The 11,574-nt window shown below is 76.6% G+C and carries 6 protein-coding genes and 1 pseudogene; 5 read left to right on the forward strand and 2 right to left on the reverse strand.

The genetic code is table 11. From position 1 onward, the window contains the following. Positions 1–121 precede the first annotated feature (121 nt). Positions 122–1,060: an ABC transporter permease gene (locus ACFYT9_RS39130; RefSeq protein WP_389171887.1), complete on the reverse strand. Its 939-nt coding sequence runs from the start codon at positions 1,058–1,060 to the stop codon at positions 122–124. A gap of 170 nt (positions 1,061–1,230) precedes the next feature. On the opposite strand from ACFYT9_RS39130, the gene ACFYT9_RS39135 reads away from it, so the two are divergent. Next, positions 1,231–1,854: a TetR/AcrR family transcriptional regulator gene (locus ACFYT9_RS39135; RefSeq protein WP_387274555.1), complete on the forward strand. Its 624-nt coding sequence runs from the start codon at positions 1,231–1,233 to the stop codon at positions 1,852–1,854. 81 nt (positions 1,855–1,935) lie between these two features. Here ACFYT9_RS39135 and ACFYT9_RS39140 read toward each other — a convergent pair whose 3' ends face one another. Further along, on the reverse strand, positions 1,936–5,910 hold the full coding sequence (locus ACFYT9_RS39140; protein WP_389171891.1) for an FHA domain-containing protein: 3,975 nt from the start codon (positions 5,908–5,910) through the stop codon (positions 1,936–1,938). Positions 5,911–6,470: 560 nt separating this feature from the next. Between ACFYT9_RS39140 and ACFYT9_RS39145 the strand changes: the two genes are divergently transcribed. The 4 genes and pseudogenes from ACFYT9_RS39145 to ACFYT9_RS39160 form a co-directional block, all read left to right on the forward strand. Then, positions 6,471–8,237 (forward strand): protein kinase, encoded by a 1,767-nt coding sequence (locus ACFYT9_RS39145; RefSeq protein ID WP_389171894.1) that lies wholly within the window; start codon positions 6,471–6,473, stop codon positions 8,235–8,237. Positions 8,238–8,439: 202 nt separating this feature from the next. Then, positions 8,440–9,693 (forward strand): serine/threonine-protein kinase, encoded by a 1,254-nt coding sequence (locus ACFYT9_RS39150; protein ID WP_376600946.1) that lies wholly within the window; start codon positions 8,440–8,442, stop codon positions 9,691–9,693. Positions 9,694–9,760: 67 nt separating this feature from the next. Continuing rightward, the gene (prfB, locus tag ACFYT9_RS39155; RefSeq protein ID WP_376600948.1) at positions 9,761–10,870 is read left to right on the forward strand and encodes a peptide chain release factor 2; all 1,110 of its coding nucleotides are present in this window, start codon (positions 9,761–9,763) and stop codon (positions 10,868–10,870) included. Positions 10,871–11,233: 363 nt separating this feature from the next. Beyond that, positions 11,234–11,574: pseudogene (locus ACFYT9_RS39160) on the forward strand (hypothetical protein); the annotation flags it as partial.

An 11,574-nucleotide genomic window follows, 5' to 3' on the forward strand; every position in this document is an offset into this window, starting at 1 on the left:
GGCGGCGGGGGCCGCTGCCGGTCCCGGGTGGGCTGCGGGGTCCGGTGTCGGTGCCGGGTGGGCGGCGGGGTGCGGTGTCGGTGCCGGGTGGGCTGCGGGGTGCGGTGTCGTCGTCACGGGGTCAGCCACGGCCGTACGTCTCCTCCGCCTTCCAGAACCAGACGAAGCCGCCCGCGAAGGCGAGTACCGCCCAGCCGGCCGCCAGGGCCCACACGTGGGGCGGCAGGTTCTCCGCGGTGAAGCTGCGGACGAGGGCGAAGCGGACGAGGTCGATGTAGACCGCGGCCGGATTGCACTGGAGGGCGAGGACCACCCCGTCGGGGAAGCGTCCGCTCGACGCCATGGAGCCGATCGACCACATCACGCCCGAGACGTACATCCAGGTGCGCAGCACGAACGGCATCAGCTGGCTGATGTCGGGGGTGCGGGCGGCGAGCCGGGCGAGGGCGAGCGAGACCCCGGCGCTGAAGAGGGCCTGGAGCGCGATCGCCGGCACCGCGAGCAGCCAGCTCCACGTCGGGAACTCCCCGAAGCAGAGCAGGATCACGACGAGCGCGCCGAGCGACAGGAGGAGCTGCTGGAGCTGGAGCAGCGCGAGGGAGAGGGGGAGGCTCGCGCGGGGGAAGTGCAGGGCGCGGACCAGGCCGATGTTGCCGCTGATCGCGCGCGTGCCGGCGGTCAGCGTGTTGGCGGTGAAGGTCCACACGAAGACGCCGGTGAGGAGGAAGGGGAGGTAGTCCGGGACGCCGTGCTGGACGTTCATCAGGACGCCGAACATCAGGTAGTACACGGCCGCGTTGAGCAGGGGGGTCATCAGCTGCCACAGCTGGCCGAGCCGGGCCTGGCTGTACTGGGCGGTGAGCCGGGCCGTCGCGAAGGCGGCGATGAAGTCGCGGCGGGCCCAGAGCTGCCGTACGTAGGCGGGGAGGGACGGCCGGGCGCCGCTGACGGAGAGGCCGTGGCGGCGGGCGAGGGCCTGGAGGTCCTCGCCGGCGGGCGCGGATGCCTGCCGGGCGGTGGCGGGGGTCGCGGTCGGCGGCGGGGGCAGTGTCAGGGTCACGGCGGTCGCTTTCGACGGAGGGCGGAACGAGGGCGGAGGGGGGCAGAGGGAGGCCCGTGCGTCGCTACGCGATCGTCGCGACGGGACGGGTCCGTATCGCCGTGAAGGGAGACTAGGCCGCGTTGACGTCGGAACGCAACCGTATCGTCGTGACGTCACCGCTGGTTAGGATGCGGTTCATGAGCACCCCCACGCCCCGCCGCGCTCCCGCCGGAGCCGCCGTGCTCCGCGAGGACGTCACCGAGGCCATCCGCGCCGCCGTCTTCGAGGAGCTCGCCGCCGTCGGCTTCGCCCGGATGTCGATCGAGGGCATCGCGCGCCGCGCGGGGGTGGGGAAGACCGCCGTCTACCGGCGCTGGAAGTCCAAGCTCGCCCTCGTCATGGACCTGGTCGGCGCCGTCGCCGCGCAGGGCATGCCGGCGCCCGCCACGGGATCGCTGGAGGGGGACGTGCGGGCGCTGCTCACCGTCGCCTCGCACGCCCTGCGCCACCCGATCGCCTCACAGGTGATCCCCGAACTCCTCGTCGAGGCCGCCCGGCAGCCCGAGATCGCCGAACCGGTCCGCACCGCGCTCCTCGACGGACAGGAGGGCGTGGTCGCCCAGATCGTCCGCGAGGCGGTGGCCCGCGGCGAGCTTCCCGAGGGCACCGACCCCGCCCGGGCCCTCGACCTCGTCGTCGGCCCCCTCTACTGGCGTCTGGTCGTCGTCCGCACCGACCTCCCGGAGGGGTACGTGGCCGACCTCGCCCGCGCGGCGGTGGCGGGCCTGCGGACGCTGCCGCCGGGGGAGTGAGGGGCCCGGCGGGAGGAGGCTGACCTCCGGCCGTCAGGACCCCCGCGCGCGTGCCCCCGGCGCCCCTCCAGGGGAGCCGGGTCAGGCGTGGGCGAGCGGCGGGACCGGGGCGGCTTCCACCGAACGGGCCGCGCGGTCCAGGGCACTGGCGAGCAGGGCCAGGTCCGTCGGGCCGTTGCCCAGCTCGCGGACCGGGCGGCGGGCGGGCGGATCGCCCATCCGCTCCCACTCCAGCGGGACGACGGTCGGCCGCAGCGTCGCCGTGCGCGGGATCCTGCCCGTGATCCGGCCCGCCTGGAACGGCGTCACCCGCCCGTCCGGATGCCCCAGCCGCCCCCGGCCGGGCGCCGGTACGTCGGGCCCCGGCGCGCTCGCCGGCGGGTCCAGCACCACCCGCAGCCGGGCCCCGTGCGCGAGGTCGGTGTCGGCGGTCCGGTCCGGCCGGGCGGAGGTCGCGACCAGATGCACCCCGAGCCGTTCGCCGTGGCGCGCGACGGCCTCCAGGGCCCGGACGACGGACCCCGCGGCGGGCCGGCCCGGCGCGCCGAGGGCGGGGGCGACGAGCGCGTCGAAGTCGTCCACGAGCACGACGAGCCTCGGCAGCGGCACCCGGCCGCCCGCGGGCCGCGGGAGGTGGTCCTCCTCGCCGCCCGGCCGCGGCACGCGCGCGCCGCTCCGCTCTCCGACCCTGTCCGGCCCGTCGTCGGCCCGCGGGGTCCGTCCGCTCGCGGCGCCCTGGACGTCGCCCGCGCCCGGGTACGCCGTCCGCCCGCTCGGCGTCCCGGCGAGGTCACCGCCGGAGTGACCGGAGGGCACGCCACGACCTCCGGCGGAGCCGCGGACCTCCCCGGCCGCCGACGGGTACGCCGTCCGCCCGCTCGCGGCGCCCGGCACGTCCCCGCCGCCCGTCGACGGGTACGCCGTACGGGAGCTCGGGCTCCTGGAGAGGTCCGAAGCGCTCGGGTACGGCGTGCGACCGCTCGACGCGGCGGCCACGTCCCCGGTGCCGGGCTGCGGGGTACGGCCGCTGCCGGCCCCCCGGGACTCGCCGGAGCCGGGGTACGGCGTACGGCCGCCGCCCGCGCCCCGCACGTCCGCCGCGCCCGGGTACGGCGTGCGCCCGCTCGCGGGGCCGTGGAGGTCGGCGGAGCCCGGGTACGGGGTGCGCGCGCTCCTGGAGCCGTCGAGGGGGGCGGGGCCGGAGTCCGGGGGGTCGGTGCGGAGGGTGCGGCTGCTGGGGCGCGTGGGGAGCTCGGTGGAGCGACCGCTCGGACGGCCGTGGAAGGCGGCCGGGAGATCGCCCACCGGCGCGCGGCCGGCGAGGCGGTCGCTGGGAGTGGCGGGCAGTTCCTCGGACGGGCGGGGGACCCGGGCCGAGGGGCGGTCGGCCGGCTCGTCCGCGCCCTGGTGCGGCGTCCGGACCCCCGGCGGGGTGTCGCCCACCGCGCCCGTGCCCGTGCGCAGGGTCCGGCCGCTCGGGCGGTCGCCGAGCTCCGACGGGTCGGGGAGCCGGAGGCCCGCCCGGACGCCCGGCGGCACCGACTCGGCGGCGCTCGCGGTCCGCTGGCCGATCACCGCGCGCGTGCTCCTGCGGTCGGCGAAGTCCGCGTCCCCGAGCAGCTCCGCGCGGCGCTTCAGCTCCGCGCCCAGAGCCTGGGCGAACTCCCGCATCCGGACCGGGTCCGACGCCACCAGGTGCTCGGTGACGTGCGGCAGCTCCGTACAGGCCGCGAGGCCGTCGCCGCGGTCGCCGCCCGCGCCGTCCACCAGGAGCAGCCCGAGCCGGTCCGGGCGGGCGCCGGCCGCGAGGGAGGCGGCCACGGCGCGCAGCAGCTCCGTCCGGCCGCTGCCCGCCGGGCCCTCGATCAGCAGATGCGGGCCCTCCGCCGTGAGGTCCACGGAGAGCGGGCCGCGCGGGCCCGCGCCGAGGACGGCCGTGCCCTCCCCGGCGGACGCCCAGCGGGCCATCAGGGACGCGGGCGTGGCCCGGGCCAGGCCGAGCTCGTCCAGGAGCCGGGCCGACGGCGGCAGCGCGGCGGCCCGCCCCGGCGCGGCCGAGGACGCGTCCGTGCGCAGCGGGGCCAGCGCCCGGCCGAAGCGCTCCGCCCAGGCGACGGAGACCGCGTCGACGACCCCGACCGTGCCGTGGCCCGCGGCCCGCCCGCCGGAGGTCCGCAGCAGCCGCAGCGCGGTCGCCACGTCCCCGCTGAGCAGGGCCGCCGCCCCGCACTCGCGGAAGGCGAGGGAGGCCGCGCAGGCCGCCTCGTAGGTGGCGGCGACCGGCGAGGCCGGGGACGCCGAGGGCGCCTCGGCGAGGCAGAGCAGATGGATGCCGGCGGCCGCCCCGGCCCCGGCGAGCCGGGCCACCGTCTCGCGCAGCGCCGCCGTGCCGGGGTCGCCGTCCACGACGACGACCGTCGCCGGGCCCGCGTACCGCGCGGCGGCCTCCGCGACCGCGGCCCGGTCCGCGCTGGCCCAGCCGGGCCCGAGCGGCCCGTCGTCCAGGCGCCGGGTCAGCTCGGCCGTACGGGCCTGGGCCTGCTCGCGGTCGTACGCCAGGAGCAGGCGGCAGTCCTGGCCGTGCGCGGGCCGCACGTGGGGGAGCCAGCCGAGCCAGCCCCAGGCGCGCCGCCGCTCCTCCAGGGGGCGGTTGCGGTCGGCGCTGACGAGGACGATCTCCAGGTCGGCGGGGGAGTGCAGGGCGGCCAGCTGGGCCACGACGGCCCGCGCCAGGCCGGCCAGCCGGTCCGCGGGACCGGCGAGGCCCAGGGAGCCGGCCTCGCGCAGCCCGACGGTGACGGGCACCCCGGACAGCTCCGCCCGGTCCGCGGTGCCGAGCCGGACCACCAGCGCCTCGGGGTGGCCGGCGGCCCGCTCCCACAGCCGGGGGCCGGGGCCGAGCGCGGTGAGCAGGACGGCCGCCGGGTCGGGCCAGGTGTCGGGCGCGGCGTTCCCGCCGGGCGCGTCGGCCGGGGCCGCCTCGGGCGCGGCCGGGGACGCGGGCGCGCCGGGCACGGGGTCCGCCTCGCGGCCGCCCGCGAGCCGCCGGGCCCAGGCGCCGAGCCCGCGCCTGCCGGTCCTGCGGGTGGCCGGGTCGGCGCCGTCGGGAGCCGTACGGACCCGGCTGTGCGCCTCGCCCCCGTCGCCGCCCTCGGGCTCGCCCGCACGCGCGTGCCCGGCGTCCGGCCAGGTGTCCGCGAGCGGCACGCCGCGAGCCGCGCCGTGGGTCTCGGGGCCGTGTCCGGTCCAGGGGGAGGACGGGCCGGGAGGGCCCGCCTTCCCGGCCTCGGTCCCGCCGGGCCCGGACCACGTGCCCGCGCCCGTGTCCGGCTCGGGGGAGCGGCCGGGGGCCGCGCCGGGGCCGTTCGCGTCCGGGACGGCGGTGGGCTCCGGCAGGGGCACGCGCAGGTGGCCCTCGCCGTCGGGAGCGGTGGGCAGGGCGGGGTCCGCCGGAGCGTCGTCGGGGACGGTGAGCCGCAGCGTGGACTCGCCGAGCCGGAGCAGGGCCCCGGGGCGGAGCCGGACCGGCCGGTCGCCGACGGGCGCGCCGTCGAGCGTCGTGCCGTTGGTGGAGCCGAGGTCGGCGACGGTCACCCGGCCGTCACCGGCGACGGTGACCGTGCAGTGGGCGCGGGAGACGTCCGGGTCGTCCAGCGGCACGTCCGCCTCGACGGACCGGCCGATGCGGATCGCCCCGCCGTGCAGCAGGTGGACCCCGCCCGCGTCCGGTCCGGCCACCACGTGCAGCCGGGCGGCCGAGGAGGCGGTGGCGGCGATGCCGGCCCGGTCGTCCGGGTCAGGGGCGTGGAGGGCGAGGACGGCCCCGTCGACCAGCGGCGGCTCGCCCAGCACGCAGCGGCGGGCGTCCAGCCGCTCCGCGCCCGCGTACAGCACGGGCGTGCCGGTGCCGGCCGCGTCGGGGCCGGTGACGGCGGCGGCGAGGTTCGAGGCCACGGCGGAAAGAGCGGTGCCCGCGGGGGCGGTGACGAGCACGTCGCAGGCGCGGCCGGCGCCGTGGCCGGCGTGCGGCGCGAGGACGGTCAGCCGGATCTGCATCGACGTCAGCGGTCCCTTCTGCGCGACATGCCCGGCAGGGGACCGCCCTGTGTCTCCCCCACCCGGCACGGACGCGTCGCCCGGTACAGGTCGGCACGGCGCGGGGGCTCCCGACCCCACCGATGCGACGTGCTGGAGGCATCCTCGCACCTGCCGCGGACAACCCGCCGCCGGGTCACCCCGCAGTGATCTTGAACGGTGGTCCGGAACCGCCGGGTGTGACGCGAAAGCGCCTGGTCGTCCCGGGCGGCGGGGCCGGTGCGGCAACCATCCCGGCCGGGGGAGCGTCTTCTTCCGGACAAGTTCGGACGGGACCCGGGTGGGGTTCCGGCGCCGGTCACCGGCGGGTGGGACCGCCGTCCGGCGGCCCGGACGCCTCGGACAGGCCAGCGGAAACCGGCCTGTGGACGACCGGGCTGTGACCCGTTCGGCGGCACTAGAGTGGGTCGGACACCCGGACGGGTCACAACTGAGAAGCAAGAGGACCTCCGGGGCCCCGGCTCGGCTCTCACCGAGCGGGACCGGCCACCCAGGACCACGACCAGCAGGGAGCGCGTGACGTGCGGCCAATCGGCAGCAAGTACCTGCTCGAGGAGCCGCTCGGCCGCGGCGCCACGGGCACCGTCTGGCGAGCCCGCCAGCGGGAGACGGCGGGCGCCGAGGCGGCCGTGCCCGGCCAGCCCGGCGAGACCGTGGCGATCAAGGTCCTCAAGGAGGAGCTGGCCAACGACGCGGACATCGTGATGCGCTTCCTGCGCGAGCGGTCCGTCCTCCTCCGGCTGACGCACCCGAACATCGTGCGCACCCGCGACCTGGTCGTCGAGGGCGATGTCCTCGCCCTCGTCATGGACCTCGTCGAGGGCCCCGACCTCCACCGCTACCTCCGCGAGAACGGCCCGCTGACCCCGGTCGCCGCCGCCCTGCTCACCGCGCAGATCGCCGACGCGCTCGCCGCCAGCCACGCCGACGGGGTCGTCCACCGCGACCTCAAGCCGGCCAACGTGCTGTTGGCCGAGCGGGACGGCGCCATGCACCCGATGCTGACCGACTTCGGCATCGCGCGCCTCGCCGACTCCCCGGGCCTCACCCGCACCCACGAGTTCGTCGGCACGCCCGCGTACGTGGCGCCGGAGTCCGCCGAGGGCCGCCCGCAGACCTCGGCCGTCGACATCTACGGTGCCGGCATCCTCCTGTACGAGCTGGTCACCGGCCGTCCGCCGTTCGCCGGCGGGACCGCCCTCGAAGTCCTCCACATGCACCTCAGCGAGGAGCCCCGGCGCCCGTCCACGGTGCCCGCGCCCCTGTGGACGGTCATCGAGCGCTGCCTCAGCAAGGACCCCGACCGGCGGCCCAGCGCCGTCAACCTGGCGCGGGGTCTGCGCACGGTCGCCGCCGGCATCGGAGTCCACTCCTCGCCCGCCCAGATCGAGGCCGCCGAGGGCGTCGGCGCCCTGCTCGCCCCGGACCCCGACCCGGCGCAGGTCCCGGGGACCCCCGGCGCCGCCGACCCGACCCAGGTGCTGCCCGCCGGCGCCGGCGGCCGCTTCGACCCGGCCGCCGCCACCAGTGTCCTGCCCACCGGAGGACCGGCCGGCGCCGCCGACCCGACCACGGTGCTGCCCACCGGCGGCCCCGCCGGAGCGGCCGGCCCGACCGCCGTCATGCCGGCCATGCCGGCGAACCCTCCGGCGGAGGACCCGCACCCCTGGCAGAACCAGCTCCGCGCCGCCCGGGACCGCAACGAGCAGACCCAGGTTCACTACCTGGACCCCAGCGAGGACCCGCTGCGCCGCCGCCCCGCGCGCCGCCCGCAGCAGCAGCAGCCGCCGCAGGCTCCGCCGTACCAGCAGGGCCCGCCGCCGCAGCAGTACCAGCAGCAGCCCCAGCCCTACCAGCAGCAGCCGCAGCAGCCCCCGTACCAGCAGCAGCGCCCCGCGCCGCAGCAGTACCGGCAGCAGCCGCAGCAGGCCGCCCCGCAGCAGTACCAGCCGCCGCAGCCCCCGCAGCAGCAGTACGCGCCGCCGCAGCAGCCCCAGCAGCCGCAGCCCCAGCCGCCCGCCCCGCGGGAGCCGCGCCGCCGCAGCGCCAACCCGGTGCGGATCCCCGGCCTCGGCTGCCTCAAGGGCTGCCTGGTCATGATCGTCCTCTTCGTGGTGGCCGGCTGGCTCGTCTGGGAGCTCACCCCGCTCCAGGACTGGATCGCCCAGGGCAAGGGCTACTGGGAGGCCATCGGGGACGGCATCGCCACCGTCAGCGACTGGATCTCCACCATCGGGGACGCCACCGGATCCGGCGGATCCACCGGCTCGGGCGGCACCGGCCAGTAGCCGCCGCCCACCCCCGGAACGGCACCGGGAAGCCGTACCCGGAAGCGGTGCCGAAGAGGCAGTACGGAGGCAGCACGACCGCCGAAACGCGGTCGTGCTGCCGATTTATCGACTTCCGGGGGGTGATTTCGCTCCGGAAGTGACGTGCGGCGGCCCGGGACGCGTAACTTTGACGCGAACCGCAGCCGCTGAGGGAGCAGTCTTGGCACGGAACATCGGCAGCCGCTACACCACCCACCAGATCCTCGGGCGGGGCAGCGCCGGAACGGTGTGGCTCGGCGAGGGGCCCGAAGGCCCCGTCGCCGTCAAACTGCTGCGCGAGGACCTGGCCTCCGACCAGGAGCTCGTCGGCCGCTTCGTGCAGGAGCGGACCGCCCTGCTCGGCCTCGACCACCCGCGCGTGGTCAAGGTCCGCGACCTCGTCGTCGACGGCAACGACCTCGCCCTCGTCATGGACCTGGTCCGCGGCACCGACCTGCGCACCCGCCTCGACCGCGAGCGCAGGCTCGCCCCCGAGGCCGCCGTCGCCATCATCCGCGACGTCGCCGAGGGCCTGGCCGCCGCCCACGCCGCCGGCGTCGTCCACCGGGACGTCAAGCCGGAGAACATCCTGCTCGACATGGAGGGCCCGATCGGCCCCGGCGGCGCCCACCCCGCCCTCCTCACCGACTTCGGCGTCGCCAAGCTCATCGACACCCCCGGCCGCACCAAGGCCACCCGGATCATCGGCACCCCCGACTACCTCGCCCCCGAGATCGTCGAGGGCCTGCCGCCGCGCGCCGCCGTCGACATCTACGCCCTCGCCACCGTCCTGTACGAACTGCTGGCCGGCTTCACCCCGTTCGGCGGCGGCCACCCCGGCGCCGTCCTGCGCCGCCACGTCACCGAGACCGTCGTCCCGCTCCCCGGCATCCCCGAGGAGCTGTGGCAGCTGCTCGTCCAGTGCCTCGCCAAGGCCCCCGCGTCCCGGCTGCGCGCCTCCGAGCTGGCCGCCCGCCTCGCCGACGTCCTGCCGCTGCTCAAGGGCATCCCGCCGCTGGACGTGGACGAGCCCGACGCCGAGCCCGCGCCCCAGGAGGCGTACGAGGACCCGGCGTACGCCACCTCCGCCGGCGCGCCCACGGACACCGGCCGCCGACGCGCCGCCGTCCCGCTGGTGCCCGGAGCCTCCGCCGACTCGCACCGCGACACCCACACCTCCATGCGCGTGCCGGGCCCCGACGAACTCTCCGGCGGCCCGCACGGCACCGCCCGCGCCCCGCGCCCGGCCGGCGCCCGCCGTCCCGGCTCGGCCCGCAACCGCTCCGGGGCGGTCCGCAAGCGCCGGATCGTCCTCGGCGTCGCGGCCGCCGTGGCCGCGGGCGCGCTCGGCGTCGGCGGCTATCTGGCGCTCGCCGGGGACGGCGGAAGCCCGCCCCAGGACTCCCGGCCGTCCTCGCAGCCCGCACAGCCGTGACGGTGCCCGTCCACAGGGCGGACGGGCACAGGTTCGGCTCCGGGCCGGGAGCCGTTACGCTGGACGCGTGGCAGTCGTCGATGTATCCGAAGAGCTGAAGTCCCTCTCCTCGACCATGGGGTCGATCGAGGCCGTCCTGGACCTCGACAAGCTGAGGGCAGACATCGCCGTGCTCGAAGAGCAGGCCGCGGCCCCGTCCCTCTGGGACGACCCGGAGGCGGCGCAGAAGATCACGAGCAAGCTTTCCCACCTCCAGGCCGAGGTCCGCAAGGCCGAGGCGCTGCGCGGCCGCATCGACGACCTGGGCGTCCTCTTCGAGCTGGCCGAGGCCGAGGACGACGCGGACACCCTCGCCGAGGCGGAGGCCGAGCTGGGCTCCGTGCGCAAGGCGCTCGACGAGATGGAGGTCCGTACCCTCCTCTCCGGCGAGTACGACGAGCGCGAGGCGCTGGTCAACATCCGCGCCGAGGCCGGCGGCGTCGACGCCTCCGACTTCGCCGAGCGCCTCCAGCGCATGTACCTGCGCTGGGCCGAGCGCCACGGCTACTCGACCGAGATCTACGAGACCTCGTACGCGGAGGAGGCCGGCATCAAGTCGACCACCTTCGTCGTCAAGGCCCCGTACGCCTACGGCACCCTCTCCGTCGAGCAGGGCACCCACCGCCTGGTGCGCATCTCGCCCTTCGACAACCAGGGCCGCCGCCAGACCTCCTTCGCCGGCGTCGAGATCCTCCCGGTCGTGGAGTCCTCGGACCACGTCGAGATCGAGGAGTCGGACCTCCGCGTCGACGTGTACCGCGCCTCGGGCCCCGGCGGCCAGGGCGTCAACACCACCGACTCGGCCGTGCGCATCACGCACCTCCCGACCGGCATCGTGGTCTCCTGCCAGAACGAGCGCTCGCAGATCCAGAACAAGGCGAGCGCCATGAACGTCCTCCAGGCCAAGCTGCTGGAGCGTCAGCGCCAGGAGGAGCGGGCCAAGATGGACGCCCTCAAGGACAGCGGCAGCTCCTGGGGCAACCAGATGCGGTCGTACGTCCTCCACCCGTACCAGATGGTCAAGGACCTCCGGACGGAGTTCGAGGTCGGCAACCCGCAGTCGGTCCTCGACGGCGAGATCGACGGCTTCCTGGAGGCCGGCATCCGCTGGCGCAAGCAGCAGGAGCAGGCGAAGTAACCCCGCAGCGTTCGTTTCCGGGCCCCGCACCTCTCGGTGCGGGGCCCGCTGCGTTCGCCGGTGCAAGCGGTTGGGGGGCGAGCTGGGCGCTATGTCGACAAGGGAACTGCCGCCGCGGGGACCGCAGTTCCGGGTTTACGTCACAGTTGCATCGTCACATGTCGTCCAACTGGTGATCTTTCGGGCATCGCACGCGCAACGGCCTTGACGCTGCATCGGAAACTCGGAAGGGTGGCTGGATGGCATGCGCATATCTGGGGCGCGTGTGAACGGGGGCAGGTCCAGTAACCATGACGCTTCCCGTGCCCGAAGGCCCCTGGCGCTGCCCCATGACGAGATGAAGCTACTGGGGGTAGCAACCAGATGACCAACAAGACGCGAGTCCGCCTGGCGCGAGTCGCGGCCGGTGCCGTGATCATCGCCGGTGCGTCCCTGACCGCGGCGGGCGCCGCGCAGGCCGTCAGCAGCGGCAACGACGGTTCGACCCTTGAGGTGACCGTCGGCGCGCTCAACGGCGATGAGGGCGAGGACGGCGGTAACGAGATCGCCGGCAGCATCGAGGGTCAGGACGCCGGCGGTAACGATGCCGGCGGTGACGGCGGTAATGACGCCGGCGGTGACGGCGGTAACGATGCCGGCGGTGACGGCGGTAATGACGCCGGCGGTGACGGCGGTAATGACGCCGGCGGTGACGGCGGTAATGA

Source organism: Streptomyces sp. NPDC004435, from assembly GCF_042873895.1.
Lineage (GTDB): Bacteria > Actinomycetota > Actinomycetes > Streptomycetales > Streptomycetaceae > Streptomyces.

Coding starts and splice junctions, on each gene's coding strand:
- ACFYT9_RS39135 (WP_387274555.1), top strand. CDS start 1,231: ATGCGGTTCATGAGCACCCCCACGCCCCGCCGCGCTCCCGCCGGAGCC.
- ACFYT9_RS39140 (WP_389171891.1), bottom strand. CDS start 5,910: ATGCAGATCCGGCTGACCGTCCTCGCGCCGCACGCCGGCCACGGCGCC.